Origin of the sequence: Bowmanella denitrificans, from assembly GCF_039522935.1 — a bacterium.
Lineage (GTDB): Bacteria > Pseudomonadota > Gammaproteobacteria > Enterobacterales > Alteromonadaceae > Bowmanella > Bowmanella denitrificans.
In genome coordinates this window covers 45,313-61,517 of the sequence record NZ_BAAAEI010000003.1, presented here as the reverse complement: position 1 = coordinate 61,517, position 16,205 = coordinate 45,313, and the positions used below count along the sequence as shown (strand labels likewise).

General features: G+C 50.8%; 14 protein-coding genes. 6 read left to right on the top strand and 8 right to left on the bottom strand.

From position 1 onward, the window contains the following. The first annotated feature begins 368 nt into the window (after positions 1 to 368). Positions 369 to 854: a transcription elongation factor GreB gene (greB, locus tag ABD028_RS02545; protein WP_102798579.1), complete on the top strand. Its 486-nt coding sequence runs from the start codon at positions 369 to 371 to the stop codon at positions 852 to 854. A 177-nt stretch (positions 855 to 1,031) separates the two neighbouring features. Beyond that, positions 1,032 to 3,365 (top strand): Tex family protein, encoded by a 2,334-nt coding sequence (locus ABD028_RS02540; RefSeq protein ID WP_343841365.1) that lies wholly within the window; start codon positions 1,032 to 1,034, stop codon positions 3,363 to 3,365. A gap of 41 nt (positions 3,366 to 3,406) precedes the next feature. On the opposite strand, the gene ABD028_RS02535 is transcribed toward ABD028_RS02540, so the two are convergent. The 3 genes from ABD028_RS02535 to bioH all read right to left on the bottom strand — a co-directional run bounded on the left by ABD028_RS02535 (position 3,407) and on the right by bioH (position 5,557). Further along, positions 3,407 to 4,354 carry a putative metalloprotease CJM1_0395 family protein gene (locus tag ABD028_RS02535; protein ID WP_102798607.1) on the bottom strand — a complete coding sequence of 316 codons (948 nt, stop codon included), beginning with the start codon at positions 4,352 to 4,354 and terminating at the stop codon, positions 3,407 to 3,409. A 5-nt stretch (positions 4,355 to 4,359) separates the two neighbouring features. Beyond that, positions 4,360 to 4,680, bottom strand: a complete 321-nt coding sequence (locus ABD028_RS02530) for a hypothetical protein (protein WP_102798577.1) — start codon at positions 4,678 to 4,680, stop codon at positions 4,360 to 4,362. Between the two features lie 97 nt (positions 4,681 to 4,777). Beyond that, the gene (gene bioH / locus ABD028_RS02525; protein ID WP_216362620.1) at positions 4,778 to 5,557 is read right to left on the bottom strand and encodes a pimeloyl-ACP methyl ester esterase BioH; all 780 of its coding nucleotides are present in this window, start codon (positions 5,555 to 5,557) and stop codon (positions 4,778 to 4,780) included. Between the two features lie 40 nt (positions 5,558 to 5,597). Here bioH and ABD028_RS02520 point away from each other — a divergent pair, with 40 nt between their 5' ends. Then, entirely contained in the window at positions 5,598 to 6,293 is a 696-nt protein-coding gene (locus tag ABD028_RS02520; RefSeq protein ID WP_343841361.1) for a ComF family protein, read from the top strand. 77 nt (positions 6,294 to 6,370) lie between these two features. On the opposite strand, the gene ABD028_RS02515 is transcribed toward ABD028_RS02520, so the two are convergent. After that, positions 6,371 to 8,896 carry a M14 family metallopeptidase gene (locus tag ABD028_RS02515; protein ID WP_425542049.1) on the bottom strand — a complete coding sequence of 842 codons (2,526 nt, stop codon included), beginning with the start codon at positions 8,894 to 8,896 and terminating at the stop codon, positions 6,371 to 6,373. Between the two features lie 250 nt (positions 8,897 to 9,146). Here ABD028_RS02515 and nfuA point away from each other — a divergent pair, with 250 nt between their 5' ends. Beyond that, on the top strand, positions 9,147 to 9,722 hold the full coding sequence (nfuA, locus tag ABD028_RS02510) for a Fe-S biogenesis protein NfuA (protein ID WP_102798574.1): 576 nt from the start codon (positions 9,147 to 9,149) through the stop codon (positions 9,720 to 9,722). A 16-nt stretch (positions 9,723 to 9,738) separates the two neighbouring features. On the opposite strand, the gene ABD028_RS02505 is transcribed toward nfuA, so the two are convergent. Beyond that, positions 9,739 to 11,079, bottom strand: a complete 1,341-nt coding sequence (locus ABD028_RS02505) for an MATE family efflux transporter (protein WP_343841355.1) — start codon at positions 11,077 to 11,079, stop codon at positions 9,739 to 9,741. Continuing rightward, positions 11,080 to 12,156 carry a helix-turn-helix domain-containing protein gene (locus ABD028_RS02500; protein WP_343841353.1) on the bottom strand — a complete coding sequence of 359 codons (1,077 nt, stop codon included), beginning with the start codon at positions 12,154 to 12,156 and terminating at the stop codon, positions 11,080 to 11,082. Between the two features lie 201 nt (positions 12,157 to 12,357). On the opposite strand from ABD028_RS02500, the gene ABD028_RS02495 reads away from it, so the two are divergent. Both ABD028_RS02495 and ABD028_RS02490 read left to right on the top strand, forming a co-directional pair. Further along, positions 12,358 to 13,569, top strand: a complete 1,212-nt coding sequence (locus ABD028_RS02495; protein ID WP_343841350.1) for a DUF418 domain-containing protein — start codon at positions 12,358 to 12,360, stop codon at positions 13,567 to 13,569. Positions 13,570 to 13,604: 35 nt separating this feature from the next. After that, positions 13,605 to 14,672 carry a polysaccharide deacetylase family protein gene (locus ABD028_RS02490; RefSeq protein ID WP_343841347.1) on the top strand — a complete coding sequence of 356 codons (1,068 nt, stop codon included), beginning with the start codon at positions 13,605 to 13,607 and terminating at the stop codon, positions 14,670 to 14,672. Here ABD028_RS02490 and ABD028_RS02485 read toward each other — a convergent pair. Further along, entirely contained in the window at positions 14,669 to 15,295 is a 627-nt protein-coding gene (locus tag ABD028_RS02485) for an SCO family protein (protein WP_102798571.1), read from the bottom strand. The genes ABD028_RS02490 and ABD028_RS02485 overlap by 4 nt on opposite strands. After that, positions 15,292 to 16,203, bottom strand: a complete 912-nt coding sequence (cyoE, locus tag ABD028_RS02480; protein WP_102798570.1) for a heme o synthase — start codon at positions 16,201 to 16,203, stop codon at positions 15,292 to 15,294. Before cyoE ends, ABD028_RS02485 begins: the two co-directional genes overlap by 4 nt. Positions 16,204 to 16,205 lie beyond the last annotated feature (2 nt).

The window sequence follows — 16,205 nt, the reverse complement described above, 5'->3', positions numbered from 1 at the left end:
TGCTGAACCTTGGGTCCTTCATTGCAATACCCGTTATACGGGTGACGTGGGCCGGCATTGATGCCGGTTACTCGTTTGCCAATTTGTTCGCTACTCAGCTCAGTTTCAATGACAAGATGTTAAGCATCAAACCCAGTAGCATGGTCAGATGCGTCAGCGGTAACTCAAGCAGTTTGAAAGGCTCTTGACCACCATATCGCTCTGCCGTTACCTCAGTTTTAGTGTAGAAGATCACGGCTTTTTTGCCTTGTGATTTTGAAACATTTTTGTCATAAAAGTCCGCCTTAGATTGCCCCTAAGTTATAGTGACATTATTCAGACTAGAGGCTATAACATGCGCCATCAGTGGTACCAAAATTAGCATCCCTATGAAAACCAACCTTATCACCAGAGAAGGCTTCAATAGTCTCAAGCAGGAGCTGGATCATTTATGGCGAGAGAAGCGCCCCGAAGTCACCAAGAAGGTGGCTTGGGCAGCCAGCCTGGGTGATCGCAGCGAAAATGCGGATTACCAGTACAACAAAAAGCTTCTGCGTGAGATAGACAGACGCGTCAGATATATACGTAAGCGCCTTGAGATTATCAAGGTGGTAGATTACTCCCCTCAACAGCAGGGCAAAGTGTTCTTTGGTGCCTGGGTGGAAGTGGAAAATGAGCAAGGGGAGTTGCTCAAGTTTCGCATTGTGGGGCCGGATGAAATCTATGCGCGTAAAGACTATATCTCTATAGATTCGCCTATGGCCAGAGCCCTGCTAAAAAAAGAGGTAGACGACGAAGCCTGGGTAGAAACGCCAACAGGTCGCAAACAATGGTTCGTTGTGGCTATTCAATATACAAGCGAAACAGCAAATTAGCCGACTGTTATTACCCCGGACTGACCATACAGAATAAGACACTGTTGTGATCGAAACGCCAATACCGGCCTCACATTGTGTTTTTTCCACACAATCATCCCATGCAGACTGGAATTTTCCCTGTATAGCCCTTATAAAGGCCCTGTTTATTTTTGTCTAAAGCCAGCAAGGCACCCCATGATCATAGAAAAAATTGCCTCAGAACTCTCCGTTTCTCCTCACCAGGTCCAGGCCGCAGTAGCCTTGCTGGACGACGGCGCCACAGTGCCCTTTATAGCCCGTTATCGAAAGGAAGCCACCAACGGCTTGGATGATGCGCAGTTAAGAACCCTGGAACAACGATTGGGCTATCTGCGTGAACTGGAGGACCGCCGTCAGGTGATTCTCAAATCTATCGGTGAACAGCAGAAGCTGACGGCTGAGCTGGAAGCTAAAATCCTGGCAGTGGATAACAAGACCGAGCTGGAAGACCTATACCTACCCTATAAGCCAAAGCGTCGTACCAAAGGGCAAATTGCCATTGAGGCGGGCTTGGAACCCCTGGCGAACAGTTTGTTTGACAATCCCGACCAGGATCCAGAAACACTGGCGACCCAGTATCTCAGTAACGAAGTGGCTGATACTAAGGCTGCGTTGGAGGGCGCTCGTTATATCCTTATGGAGCGCTTTGCCGAAGACGCAGAGCTGCTGCAGAAAATTCGTCTGCACCTGAACCGTGAAGCACATATTCAAAGCTGTGTAGCGCCAGGAAAAGAAAAAGAAGCGGCGAAATACTCTGACTATTTTGAACATAGTGAATTACTGGGCAAAACCCCTTCACATCGTGCCCTGGCGATGTTCCGTGGACGTAATGAAGGCCTGCTGCAGGTATCGATGAACGCCGATCCAGCGAATGAAGAAGGCGATCGCAGTTCTCAGTGTGAAAACATTATCGCCCAACATCTGGGGATACGTGATAGCGGCCGGGCCGCAGACAAATGGCTGCAAAGCGTGGTGCAATGGACCTGGCGGGTGAAAATCCTGCTACATATGGAAAATGAACTCTTTGGTACCTTACGCGAAAAAGCCGAACTGGAAGCGATCAGTGTGTTTGCCAACAATCTGAAGGACCTGCTGATGGCCGCTCCAGCTGGCGCCAAGGTCACCATGGGACTGGACCCCGGTCTGCGTACTGGCGTAAAAGTAGCCGTAGTAGATAACACCGGTAAGGTACTGGCAACTAACACTATTTATCCCCATGCTCCACAGAATCAGTGGGATAAATCGGTGCGTACCCTGGCGTCCATGTGCCAGCAGCATAAAGTCCAGTTGATCAGTATCGGCAATGGTACAGCGTCCAGGGAAACCGATAAGCTTGCTGCCGAAGTCGTCAAAGCCCTGCCTGATTTGAAGATCAATAAAATCATGGTCAGCGAAGCTGGCGCATCTGTTTACTCAGCCTCTGAACTGGCATCAAACGAGTTGCCGGGAATGGATGTGTCATTGCGAGGTGCGGTGTCCATCGCCCGCCGCCTGCAAGACCCCTTAGCAGAATTGGTAAAAATTGAACCCAAGGCCATTGGCGTTGGCCAGTACCAGCACGACGTCAGTCAAAGTCAGTTGGGCAAATCACTGGATACTGTAGTTGAGGATTGCGTAAACGCAGTGGGTGTGGATGTGAATATGGCTTCCCCTGCCCTGCTTAGTTATGTCTCCGGTTTGAATCGCACCCTGGCACAGAATATTGTCGGCTACCGCGACCAGAATGGTGCCTTTAAAGACCGCAAACAACTTTTGAAAGTGGAACGGCTGGGGCCTAAAGCCTTTGAACAGGCGGCTGGCTTCTTGCGAGTGGTTGGTGGAGACAATCCCTTGGATGCATCCGCTGTGCACCCCGAAGCCTATGAGCTGGTCAAACATATCAGTCAAAGTGCCGGCGCTGAGGTTGTGGCACTGATGGGCAATAAGGATTTACTAAAATCCTTAAAACCGGCGGACTTTGCCAATGATACCTTTGGTATTCCCACTATCACTGACATTCTGGCGGAATTGGACAAGCCCGGACGTGACCCCCGTCCAGAGTTTAAAACCGCCACCTTTAAGGAAGGGGTTGAACAGGTTAGCGACCTGAAACCCGGCATGATCCTCGAAGGCGTGGTCAGTAACGTGGCCAACTTTGGCGCATTTGTCGATGTGGGCGTGCATCAGGATGGTCTGGTGCATATCTCTGCGATGACAGATAAATTTATTTCAGACCCAAGGGAAGTCGTCAAAGCCGGGGATATTGTTAAGGTGAAGGTGATGGAGGTGGATGTCGCGCGAAACCGCATCTCTTTCAGTATGCGCCTGAATGATGAACCTACGTCCAAGCAGTCGCAACCAAGACAATCTGCAACCAAACCAGAAAGAGGTGCCAAGCCACAAGGTGGCCAGCGTCACCAACAAGCGAAACCGCAAAGAGCGGCGCAACCTGCCAATAGCGCGATGGGTAATGCCCTGGCCGAAGCGTTTGCCAAAGCTAAAAAATCCTGAAGCACAAACAACAACGCCCCATCCGGGGCGTTGTTGTTTATTCAGGCACTGTGTCGCAATGAATACTCTCTTGGCTGCGAGATCTGCTGGTAAAAGCTCTCAATGCGCAAACTCCTAGCAGTGATGTCAAAATCCAAACTAGCCTGAGACTGTTTAAATTCAGCACTACTACTTTCCAGGCCCGCCGCTTCAGCCACCGGATCATCTTCCTGTAATTTGCGGGTAGGTGGACTGACATTGCCATCGACAATCTCATCCAGCTCAGGGGCAGAAGCAATATTGGTTGTGGGCTTAGCATCTTCTGCAGAAAAAGCCGACTGATATGCCTGATCAGCCTTGTCGGCTGATTGGCTGGCAATGTCCTGTCTGGCTTGCGAGGCTTTTTGTTGAGCTTCAGCGGCAACCCGTAAATCTTGTGGCGAGGGTTCAGCCGGCGCAAGGGCGGCAGCTCTCACCTGCTGCATCTTACGCAATGTATCCTGCGGAGATTTTTCCTCAGAGATGTCGATATTCACTTCGCCACCTACCGCATAACGTTTGCCATCCGGTCCGGTTTCGAATTCATAGGAAGGTGCTCCGGCATGTTGCCCTCCTGTAGCGGCATGCGCTTGCTCATGAGCGCGAACTTCCTGATCCCGTTGTTTCAGCTCTTCAACTTTCTTCTGTTCGGCACTCTGTTGCTGCTGATCTTTGGCATCCTGCTTACCAGCACTGGGATCTTCGCCGTTGTCTTTGTTCTGACCATTCTGACCTTGCGCCAGCGCTTGCTGATTAGCCTGGGGTTTTTCGTATGTAACGGGCTGAGGTGCCTGCCCTGGGGTTTTTACCCGATCAGACTCTGAACCCAATCCGGATTCTGCTGCTGAATTTTCGGTGTTGCTCAGCTGTGGCACAGTTTCCCGAGCAATATTGTCACGCCGCGCCGCTTCAGTATTGAAGTTGGCGGTGTTCAGCGGAATGGCTGTGAGTGCTGGCGCGACGATATTCATCATAATCAGGCAATCTCGTCTATTAACCTGCCTACCGTGTCTTTCGCAACATCCAACACTTTGGCATTGGCCTGGGCATTGCGTAAATTCAGGGTCAGGCCGACCAAATCATTAGTCACATTGTCACCCCCTTTGGGCAGCAACTTAGTGCTAAGGCCAATCTGCTGCTGAGCCGCTTCGGCCAGCACTTCTTTAGGATCGCGCAACTGGGCCTGCTGCTGGGCCAGGTTGATGGAATGTTGAGTTATGCCATCAGAGGCACGTTGCAAACCCAACGTACCCGAAATAATGGCAGAATTGATATTACTATCGAAATTCACCGACATAGACTACCCCTATTACCTCATGGCTAATTATTAACCAGAAATGCCAGGAAATGAAGCCTGACGGATACACCTTGGTGTGATTTTATATACCCAGCTGTCAACTCAACCTTGCAAGGTAATGGTGCAGCGCCTCTGCGAATTCATCTGCATGGGAAATAAAAGGCGCGTGCGAAGCCTTGGGAAATAACATGGACGTGGCTTGGGGTTGCAAGGCCTCAATCTGCTCCAGCGCCGCCTTTGGCACCAAACTGTCATTGCGACCGTAAATTCGTAAAGTTGGACATTCAATCTGCTTAAGCTGATGACGAAGGTCAGCTTCCCTGAGAATATTAAGGCCTTGCTTCAAAGCAACAGGGTTGGCCGTTGGGCGTCGGCTTATTTGCTGTTTCAACAATTGAATATCCGCCCTGGCTCTTTCACTACCCAGCGCCTGTATGGCTAAAAATCTTTCCACTGTTGCCGCCGGGTCTGAACGCAATTGGGCGGCAAAGGCTCTAAGTACATCGTCTTTGATACCAGGCCAGTTATCATCGGCTAAAAACCTGGGGCTGCTGGTTATACAAACTAAAGCACGCACCCGCTGTGGATACTGTAATGCCAACTGCTGAGCAACCAAGCCCCCCAAAGACCAGCCCAGTACCACAGTTGGCCGCGTCAAATGCCGGGCAACCAGTTCAGTTACGGTGGCCAGATTGTAGTGGTCGGGTGCAAGCTGATGATTCACACCAAATCCAGGTAAGTCCAGTAAATGAAAACAGAAATGGCTTTGCAGACGATCCAGTAGCGGCTGCCAGACTTCACTATTCAGCCCCCAGCCATGCAGTAACAATATATCGGGGCCGCAGCCTATGGAGTCGCAGGTTAAAGACAAAGTCATCTACTCTTATTCATAAGGGCCATATAGTTTAATCTCAGGGATGCCAATTTCAATTCGAAGCTTGTTGCAGGGAATGCACCGCCAGGCTTGCCTGCTATGTTTGCAGGACAGCCACACGCTGTTATGCCAGCATTGCCAGGCAGATCTACCAATACTTAACCTGGCTCAATACCAACACAATCTGTTGAACCGGCCTGACATTGCACAGGGTCTGGAAAACATAAACTACCAAAGGTTGGTGGCCTGCGCCCCTTATCAGTGGCCCTGGGACCGACTAATCACGTCATTGAAGTTCAGCCAGAGGTTGCTCTGTGCCAAGGCTCTGGCCGAACAGTTTTACCGCCTGACACTGTTTGCCAGGCAAGATTTACCTGAAGCCATATTGCCCATGCCTTTACATGCCAGTCGCTACATGCGGCGCAGGTATAACCAGGCAGGCGAAATTGCCGGGCAATTGTCCAGGCTGAGTCATATTCCAGTAGACCACCACTTATGTCGGCGCAGCAAGGCGACGTTGCCGCAGACCGAACTGACGGGGGCACAGCGCAGACACAATTTACGTGACGCATTCTGCCTGAATGGACCCCTTCCCTACCGACATATTGCCGTATTAGATGATGTCATCACCACCGGCACCACCATCAGCAGTCTGTGTCATACGCTGCGGTGCGCCAGGGTCGATTTGCATATTGAAGTCTGGTGCATCGCTATCAGTCTAAAGTCGCCCCTTGAATAGAGCACCAGAGGCCTCCCGACAAGGTTGGTAAGGAGACCAATAGTGCTGCAAAATTATACTCGAAAGATAAACAACCGCTAGTTATCCATCAAAGGCGCAAGATATATGGCATTACTAAGGAAACGGCTGGTGCCATACCAGTAGCCACGGAAGGTCAGGTTGTCAGTGGTACCGATCACCTTACCTTTACCCAACTTATTTGCCACCAGGTTACTGCTGCCAGCCAGCAGTTTCTGCATTTCATCGCTGACATAACCGGCCCTGAGAGGTTTTTGCGAATATCCAGATACCTGAATAAAAGGTTTAGCATTCGCACGCATGACCAGATTGCTGTTGCGTAAAAAAGCCACATCGGTGTTGTCATAGCCAAAAGCCAAAGGGTGGCTGAGGTCGACATTACCGGCTAATACTGCACCGGCTATACGCTGTTTGCCTTGTAACGCTTCCTGGTCGGCAAAGCTGAGCTGGCTAGTGTCGAAGGCTGCACTGATTTCCTTGTCAGACAGGAAGCTGGCCTGCAGCCACTCTTGCTGGCTGGCCCACTTTGCCGCACCTTTTTGGGCAATCAAAACGCCACCTTGCTTTATCCAGTCTTGTATCCTGTCCACCAGCTTGTCATCTAACTGGCGGTAATCCCCGTCCACCATCACAATATGGCTGTAGTCAGACAAGGTGATTCTGCTCAATCTGTCCATATCGACTATCGTGGCTGGCAAGCCGACATGCTGATCGAGGTAATGCCAGACCTCACCCACTTCATACTGAGAAGTGCCGACGCCGCCCACCAGCAATAATTTGGGTGTTTCCAAAACCATCATACTGCGGCTTCCCAGGTCACTGCCCTGTGCGGTTAAGCCGGATTCAATTGACCAAACTTTGATATCAGCGGCCTTACTGAACTTCTCAATACTCGCTACCCAATTAGCCGGTTGTTGCAAGGCACGGGGAACGACAATACTGCCGGCGGCAAAAGCCACGCTGCCCTGTGTTGTTGTTGCAGTGAAAGCACCTCCGGCAACTTTTACCTTGATACCAGCTTCCAGCAATGATTGCAGCAACATGGGTGCTTTAGAATCCTGCCAGGAAAACGCATAAGCGTAGGCGCCTTCCTTCAGTGATGACGGGCTACTTGTCAGCGTTGGCAGTGTGTCGCTTATTGGCACCTTGCGCCAGTTGCTGCGCGCCACTGGCAGGTAGTCAATATTAAATGCCAGCGGTAGATTCCAGTTAGACACATCGTAAAACGTATTGTCCTGAAAACTGGTACGGGTAGAAAAAATAGATTTCAGCAGGCGATACTGTGGCTGGTCCAGCGGCACGAATACCGTGCTGTCACTGGAAAATTTCTTACCATCCAGTTGCAAATCTTTGCTCAGGCCATGCAGTTGAATCTTATGCTGCCTGAGGATATCCAGCAGGGCCTGAAAGCGGCTTTTATCTTGGCTCTCACTCAAAAGATACCCGGATAATTCATCTTTGTCGGCTAACCTGGCTGTCTCAGCAGCAAAGCCACGCTGATAGTCTTTCAGCGCCTTGGCATTCGCCAGTGCACCGGCGAAAGTGGATAATGAGGTGGTCACCTGATTTTGGATAGTGGCAGGAAAACTCAGAGGTCCATGAATAGAATCCTGCAGGTGACCACGGCTGCTGGCTTGTTCAAACAGTATGCCGACACTGCCCATGGCATCCGGGTAGGTTGAACCCTTGCCATAGTAAAAATCGTCAAAACTTTCCTGGGTGAAATAAAGCTGCCCAGTTTTGTCCAGTGCGGCGGCATGGAATTTCCCCAGAGCATGAGTCAGATCCACATTGGCGTCAGGCGTCCATGGATTTTTGCGTGAAGGTATACCGGGCTGAAAGAAGAAAGTGCTGTTCGTGCCCATTTCATGAAAATCAGTCAACACTTGCGGCCGCCACTCATGAAACTTCGCAATCCTTGCACGGGATTCAGGGTGAGTAAGTAATAACCAATCACGATTCAAGTCAAACCAATAATGGTTGGTTCTGCCGCTTGGCCAATCTTCCCAGTGTTCTCTATGGTTGGGGTCAGATACCAGATTCAAGCCCTTATGCATATTGGCCCACTGTGCGAACCTGGATAAACCATCTGGATTAAGCGCCGGCTCCAGCAATATGACCGCCTCATCCAGTAGTTTTTCTACCTCTTCCCCCTGGGCCGCCGCCAGATAATAAGCCACCAGCAGGCCAGCATTGGCACCGGATGGCTCATTGCCATGCACACTGTAACCCATCCACAGCACTAAGGGCGCATTGGCAGCTTTGTTGCCTTCTAATGCGGCCAGATGGGTTTGACGTAGTGCTGAAAGGTTCTTTTGATTGGCGGCCGAGCTAAAGGTCAGCAGTAGTATGGGGCGCTGTTCATGGGAACGGCCTATCTCCTCAATACTGACCCGGTCTGAACTGTCGGCCAGTTTGTATAGATAATTCACTATCTGATCATGCCGCACATGCCAGGTACCCACCGGATAGCCCAGAACGGCTTCAGGTTTTGGCACCTTAGGGTCGTATTGAATATCGCTGGGCAGGTAATCCAGATCACTGCTGACTTGCGCAACCCCAATGGGGGTAACGAGTACCAACATAATTAGCAGGTAGAAATAATGAAGTCTGTGCATCTTCAGGCCTTTGCTTGTTGTTTTTGACCCAAACTAGCAGCTTCATTACGTTGCGACCAGTGATGTAACAGCAAATATAAGCCGCTTTGTCGCATTTTGTTACAATCAGCCTGGCGGCAATAGCAAGACAAGAATATGCAGGAAAGTAATTACCCGAGTGTTTTACTCAGGTAATTTTTGTTATGATAACGCCCAAGCTGGCAGTTAAGGCAACATGATGATTCGCATTTCCGATCCCGCACAGGCGCATTTTAGAAAACTTCTGGAAAAACAAGAGCCGGACACCAATATCCGGGTCTTTGTGGTCAACCCTGGTACACCAACCGCTGAGTGTGGTGTGTCTTATTGTCCGCCAGACGCAGTTGAAGATACGGACATCAGCCTCGAATTCGACGGATTCGATGCAGTAGTCGACCGGGACAGTGCCCCCTTTTTGGAAGAAGCGGAAATTGATTTTGTCACGGATCAGATGGGTTCACAGCTGACACTTAAGGCCCCCAATGCCAAAACGCGCAAAGTGGCAGATGATGCGCCGCTGATTGAAAAGGTCAACTATATGATTGACTCAGAAATTAATCCGCAATTGGCCAACCACGGCGGAAAGGTAGTGCTGATTGAGATCACACCGGCCGGTAAGGCCGTCTTGCAATTTGGTGGTGGTTGTAACGGTTGCTCTATGGTCGATGTGACACTGAAAGAAGGCATTGAGAAGCAGATGCTGGCTCAGTTCCCGGAATTGACGGGAGTGCTGGATGCCACTGAACACCAGGCTGGTGAACACTCTTACTATTAAACCGCGTTACTCCGTTTCAGCCGGGCTCACCTGAGCCCTGCTGCCAAACCTGCCAACGTCGCCAATAAACCCATCCCAAACCTATTCCCCTGGCCGCCAAAAACGCCAGAAATGCCAGCCACAGGGCGTGATTGCCGGCTGTCTGACACAACCACCACAAAGGCAGGAACACGCCAAAAGCCGACATCAGCATAGTGTTGCGCATCGCCCGCCCTTGCGTCAGGCCAATGAACACCCCGTCCATTAAGAAGCACCAATGGGAAACCAGCGGCAGCAACCAAATATAATGCAGATAGTCGCGGGCAAGATGAATAAGCTCTGGCAGGTCAGTGAGCAGTGTCAGGATAGCCCGGTCAAAGATAACGAACACCAGACTGTATAATAACGCCAATAGGCCGGACCACCACAATCCCCGCACAACGCGCTGATGTAACAGCTGATATTGCTGCCTGCCCCGGGCCTCACCAACCAGAGCCTCAACCGCGTAAGCAATACCATCCAGGCCCAATGCAGTGAGGACAAAAAACTGCATTAGCAGGGCGTTGAGGGCCACAATTTGGCTATCCAGCCGGGCAGCCTGGAACACCATAAAGGCCATGGTCAGTTGTAAAGCCAGGTTACGCAGCAGAATATCCAGGTTTAAGCCCAACACGGCTCGATACCCGGCAGCAGAGAACCAGGTGGATTGGGGTCCAATCCAGTGAATGCGCTTCAGCACCGCCCACAATGACGCTACCAAAATGCCATATTCCGCCAGCACAGTGGCTGTCGCTACCCCTTGCACCGCAAAGCCCAGCTTTATGGCCAGAACATAGCTAAGCAAAGCATTCGCCAGATTGGCGGCGATCTGAATCAGCATCACAGTGCGGGTAGCTTGCTGGCCTATTAGCCAGCCCATCAGCAAGAGATTAGCTAACGCGGCTGGCGCGCCCCATACCCTTACCACCAGGTAGTGATGGATCACCCCAGCGGTTTGTATATCGGCATCAGCAAAACGTATTGCCAGGGTTTCCAGCACAGGCGCAAAGATCAGTACCAGGGTGCCTAACAAGCAGGCTGGCACAAGTAATTGGTAAAAAATCCTGGCTGCAGCACGTTTATCTTTAGTGCCAAGTGCCTGTGCACTGAGCCCTGTAGCAGACATGCGCAAAAATCCGCACAACCAGTAAATCTGTGTGATCAGCATGCTGGCAACTGCCGTACCGGCCAAAAAATAGCTGGCGCCCAGATGACCAACAATAGCCGTATCCACCATACCCAGCAGGGGGTTGGTGATATTGCTCAAGATCATTGGTAATGCCAATGCCAGAATACGTTTGTGCTCTGTGCGGCTGCCGCTTGTAAACACCGATAACATTCAGCTTTCCTGGTGGTTGGTTGTCAGTGCTTGTTGGCGCCACTGGGTCGGCGTCATACCACATTGTTTGCGAAACGCTTTGTAAAAGGAAGCCTTGTTATTGAAGCCGGAGGCCATTGCCACATCCACCACACTGGCATCGCTGCATAGCAGTTGCTGCTGAGCATGTGCTATCCGGTAAGCATTCAGGTAATCATAAAATGACTGTGCACAACTTTCGTTTAACAATTGCGACAGATTGTGGCTATTCAACCCAACCTGGGTGGCCAGAGAAGCCAGGCTCAACTCCGGATCCAGAAAGATTTTCTGCGTTTGCATCAGGCTGTCCAGTTTTTGTTTGTAATAGCGCTGACTATCAGGCCTTAACCCGGAATGGCGATACTTTGCCACCTGACGCAGATGATCCAGTAGCAAAAGGTGCGGTTTGCGCACTAACGTCAGGCCAAACCAGATAAGCGCTACCGTTAATATGCACAAACTCAGCGATCTGACAGGTAATCCAGGTGCATAGGCCGCCCACCACCAAGGGCTGATTAGATCCACTGACAATAGCAGCAGGTTGAACCAGCAATAACCTTTAAGCCACAGCAAGCGGGTGCGCAGATTGGCCCCCTGGCTATCTTTATCCTGCTGGCTAAAGTGCCGCAGACACTCAAGGCTAAGCAGAGTAAACAGCATCTCATACGCCGCATACCAGTAAAGCAGCGACAAATGCATTACGCTGGACCAGGACATAAGCTGTAGCCACTGCAAGACCAATAACAGACTAAGCACCAGACTGGGAATCAGCAAAAAACCTAGAATTGCGCCCGAGAGCGGTAAGCGGCACTGCTGCCTTGTATAAGCGAACAGCAATGGCCCCAGCATAAAGAGCAAGGGAGGCAAACTCAGATGCAGTGCGTGATGCACCGGTGTTAATTGGTCAATCAGCAGGATGACACCAATTGCAGCCAGATAGAGCTGTAAGTACCGGTGCTCGGTCTTGTCTATACCGGGCAGCCAAGCCAATACCGCTACCATCGAGAAGCACAGGGTAAAAGCAAAGGTGGTAATGATTTCAAGCAGTTGTATGGCCATGGACTCTTTTCAGTTTCTCTTGTCGCTATTGCCTGAGCTTGGCTTAGCGCAATCAGACCAGCAGCATAGTTAACATTGGCTGGGGCTGAACACACCAGGCAACGTAAAAGTTAAACGGCATCAGGTAAATTCCGGTCGGGACAGACGCCCAATACCTAGCTTTGCGGCTAAGGTTGGCGAAAAATCAGTGAGACCGCAACAATGAACCAACCACGCATTCAATTGCTCGATCTGCTCCGCGGCATTGCCCTGTTGGGCATATTGCTAATGAACATACGCCTGTTTTCTGCCCCCGAAGCCGCTTACTTCAGCCCGCTGGTATATGGTGAGCAACTGCAGTTAAACAAGATCTGGTGGACCTTACAATATTTTATTGCCGACCAGAAGTTTATGGCGATTTTCTCCATGTTGTTTGGTGCCAGTACCGCGCTTATCTGCGACCGACTGGATGCCAAAGGGCTTTGTGCCTGGCGTATCTATACAAGACGTTTATTGGTCTTGTTGTTGATAGGCCTGTTGCACGCTTATCTCATCTGGCATGGCGATATTCTGGTGTTCTATGCACTTTGCGGGGTTATTCCCTTTGTTTTCCGCCATTTGAACTGGCGCATATGCATAATGTTTGGTCTGCTCTGTCTCGGTGTTGGCTCGCTTAAAAGCTACCTGACGTATCTGAGCATGGTGTCGTTGCCAGCAGCCATTCAACAGCAGATTATCACGCAAAGCTTGCCTGGTATGATTCAAGTATCCGAAACGGAAATTGCTGCCCTGAACGGCAGTTGGGCACAACAGCTCAGCTACCGAATCAGTGCAGCCTGGCATTTTCATACCGATGTACTGCCAAACTGGGGAATATGGCGCGTAAGCGGGATGATGTTATTAGGGCTTGGCTTGTATCGTTGTGGCTTTCTGCGCGGGCAATTCAGCATACTCTTTTACCAACAAACGGCCTGGACCGGCATTATTTCCGGTATGTTGTTATCGCTTTATGGCTATTATCTGAATGAGCAAACCGCCTGGCAGTTTCCCCATTACTTCTTTGGCCACACCCTATTTAATTACTGGGGGGCGGTGTGCACGGCTGTAGGGCTGATAGCGCTGATCACGTTATGGCAGGCCAGCGGATGCTGTCAGCCATTGGCGCGGTTCATCCAAGGTATTGGCCGCACCGCGTTGTCTAACTACCTGCTACAAAGCATTTTGTGCACAGCTTTTTTTTACGGGGTTTGGGGATTTGCCCGCATGCCTCCCTATCTCACCGCCTTGGTGGTAGTCATAGTATGGCTGCTACAGTTCTTGCTCACACACTGGTGGTTGCAAACACATGCTAAAGGCCCCGTAGAAGCACTTTGGCACCTGGCCACTTACGCAAAAGTCCCCGGCCTTACTGAAAAAAAGCCCCAGACAAGGTAAGCTCTTGGCATCAAAGGTTCACCCTATGGATATTTATGGCTAAACAGGCATTCTCTCTGCTGGCACTTATGGCAATTCTGATGTTTACCAGGCCGCTGAAAGCAAGTGAAATAAGTCTTCAACATCATGGGGTTATACTTCAATACCACCATGTGAGCACGGAAACACCGGCCTCCACGTCGGTCAGCCCTGCACAGTTTGCCGAACATATGCAGTATCTGGCCGAACATCACAATGTGATTTCCCTGCAGGACATGCTTTACAAACTCGCTCGGCACCAGGCATTGCCGGACAAAGCGGTGGCAATTACCTTTGATGACGGCTACGCCAATATTCTGCATAACGCCCACCCTATTTTGCAGCAGCATGGCTTCAACTATACGGTGTTTATTAATCCGGCCCTGATTGGCAAAGAAAGCCAGCAACTCAGTTGGGAGCAGGTGCGGCAGATGAAAACCGACGGTGTATGGTTTGCCAACCACAGCAATCACCACCAGCATCTGCTGACCCGTGGCGATATGACTAAGGATCAATGGTTAGCCAGTCTGCGGGAAGAAATTCTGTCAGCCGAAAGCAAGCTGCAGGAAGAACTGGGATACAGTTTAAAGTACCTGGCCTACCCTTTTGGCGAATATAACAGCGACCTGCAGGCACTGGTTAAAGAGCTTGGGTTTATCGGCTTAGGTCAGCAATCCGGTGCCGTGGCACCGTACAGTGACATGACAGCCCTGCCACGTTTTCCTGCGGCAGGTACATACGCCAACCTCAATACCCTGAAGGTAAAACTGAACAGTCTGGCCATGCCCAGCTTATATGCACCACTGGACCCGGAACTGAGGCCTGACAACCTGCAGCCACAATGGACAACGAAAATCGATACCTCGGATATTCGTCCCGCCCAGCTTGCCTGCTATTTCAAGGGCGACAAGCTGGATGTGATCTGGGAAATGGAAGATGTATTCGCCCTAAGTCTGCCAGCCCCGCTGGGACCAGGACGGGCCAGAGTCAACTGTACCGCCCCCAGCAAACAGGACAGAAGCCGTTACTACTGGCTGTCTCAACCGTTTTTTGTGCCCACTAACGACGGTCTGTGGCTGGACTAAGGGTTTATCAGCAAGGGCATATCCGCCAGGATATGCTCGGGATCCACCACCGCCATCGCCCCGGGTGCCAGAGTCGGCTTAAAACGCCCTATCACCTGAGCCTGTGGATTAATCAGGCTCACCGAGGCGCTGTGGTCCACCAGATAGTCAGGGGTTTCTGTGCTACCGGCAATGGCATACATCATGCCCAGACTACGAACAAAGGGAAACAGCTCGGCATGCTCGGCACTGGCGGCAATAAACTCCGGCTCGAAGAAATTGACATATTCATTCAGGCGTTCAGGGGTATCCCGCTTAGGATCCACGGATAAAAACAGTATCTGAATGTCCGCTGATATCGCTTTAAGCTGCGGATAAATACGCTTTAACTCGGCCAACGTGGTGGGACAAATATCCGGGCAAAAAGTATAACCAGTAAAGGCCAGGGTCCAATGCCCCATTAAGCGTTCTTTACCAAATGACAGACCTTTTTGGTCAATCAGGGTAAAGGCAGGTATCTCACGGGCCTGAGGGTACATATTGGCATGCGATGGTGTCGCAGGCGGCTTGATGGTTAACGACAAATAAATGCCAGCGGCCAGCGCCAATGACAACAGCAGGCCTATCAGGAGCGTCCTTTTCATAAACTAAACTTGAAATAGTGATCCAACAACAGCAGCAAGAATAACAGCATCAGATGCACAATGGAGAACTTGAATGTCTGCATAGCTGTATTTTCTTTAGGCGCATATTTTAGCTTCAGTGCGTAGTAGAGAAATACCGCATTAAGCAGGCTGGAGCCGGCCAGGTAAATCACCCCGGTCATGCCCACCAGATAAGGCAATAAACATACAATGCCAAGTAGCACGGTATAGAGCAAAACCGATACTTTGGTGTATTCCACCCCATGGGTCACGGGCAACATTGGCACCTTTGCCCTGGCATAGTCTTTCTCCCGGTGAATTGCCAGCGCCCAGAAGTGCGGAGGGGTCCAGGTGTAAATTATCAATACCAGCAACATGGCATGGGCATGCACCTCACCGGTCATGGCTGTCCAGCCAAGCAGCGGCGGCGCAGCACCCGCCAGGCCACCGATAACAATATTCTGTGGAGTCGCCCGTTTCAGATAGAGGGTATATATGGCTGCGTAACCTACCAGACTGGCCAGAGTCAGCAGGGCTGTCAGGCGATTCACCCAGATCTCCAGTACCATATAGCCCAGTAAAGCCAGCACCAGAGCGAATGTCAGCGCCTGTCTGGGACTGACCTTACCCTTGGGTACCGGGCGATTAAAGGTTCTGGCCATTTGTGCGTCAATGCGCCTGTCCATCACATGATTAATCACTGCAGCCGATGCAGACAGTGCACCAATACCAAATAAGCCCGCCACCAATGGCTGCCAGGGTAACCACCCAGGCTGGGACAAACACATACCTACCAATGCGGTCAGCAGTAACAGCAACACCACATTAGGTTTGGTCATCTCATAGTAATCCCGCCAACCGGCCTTTTGGAGGTTTTCACTGTGGTTAATACCGACTGTCTTATCCATAT

Coding starts and splice junctions, on each gene's coding strand:
- greB (WP_102798579.1), top strand. CDS start 369: ATGAAAACCAACCTTATCACCAGAGAAGGCTTCAATAGTCTCAAGCAG.
- ABD028_RS02540 (WP_343841365.1), top strand. CDS start 1,032: ATGATCATAGAAAAAATTGCCTCAGAACTCTCCGTTTCTCCTCACCAG.
- ABD028_RS02535 (WP_102798607.1), bottom strand. CDS start 4,354: ATGAATATCGTCGCGCCAGCACTCACAGCCATTCCGCTGAACACCGCC.
- ABD028_RS02530 (WP_102798577.1), bottom strand. CDS start 4,680: ATGTCGGTGAATTTCGATAGTAATATCAATTCTGCCATTATTTCGGGT.
- bioH (WP_216362620.1), bottom strand. CDS start 5,557: ATGACTTTGTCTTTAACCTGCGACTCCATAGGCTGCGGCCCCGATATA.
- ABD028_RS02520 (WP_343841361.1), top strand. CDS start 5,598: ATGCCAATTTCAATTCGAAGCTTGTTGCAGGGAATGCACCGCCAGGCT.
- ABD028_RS02515 (WP_425542049.1), bottom strand. CDS start 8,896: ATGTTGGTACTCGTTACCCCCATTGGGGTTGCGCAAGTCAGCAGTGAT.
- nfuA (WP_102798574.1), top strand. CDS start 9,147: ATGATTCGCATTTCCGATCCCGCACAGGCGCATTTTAGAAAACTTCTG.
- ABD028_RS02505 (WP_343841355.1), bottom strand. CDS start 11,079: ATGTTATCGGTGTTTACAAGCGGCAGCCGCACAGAGCACAAACGTATT.
- ABD028_RS02500 (WP_343841353.1), bottom strand. CDS start 12,156: ATGGCCATACAACTGCTTGAAATCATTACCACCTTTGCTTTTACCCTG.
- ABD028_RS02495 (WP_343841350.1), top strand. CDS start 12,358: ATGAACCAACCACGCATTCAATTGCTCGATCTGCTCCGCGGCATTGCC.
- ABD028_RS02490 (WP_343841347.1), top strand. CDS start 13,605: ATGGCTAAACAGGCATTCTCTCTGCTGGCACTTATGGCAATTCTGATG.
- ABD028_RS02485 (WP_102798571.1), bottom strand. CDS start 15,295: ATGAAAAGGACGCTCCTGATAGGCCTGCTGTTGTCATTGGCGCTGGCC.
- cyoE (WP_102798570.1), bottom strand. CDS start 16,203: ATGGATAAGACAGTCGGTATTAACCACAGTGAAAACCTCCAAAAGGCC.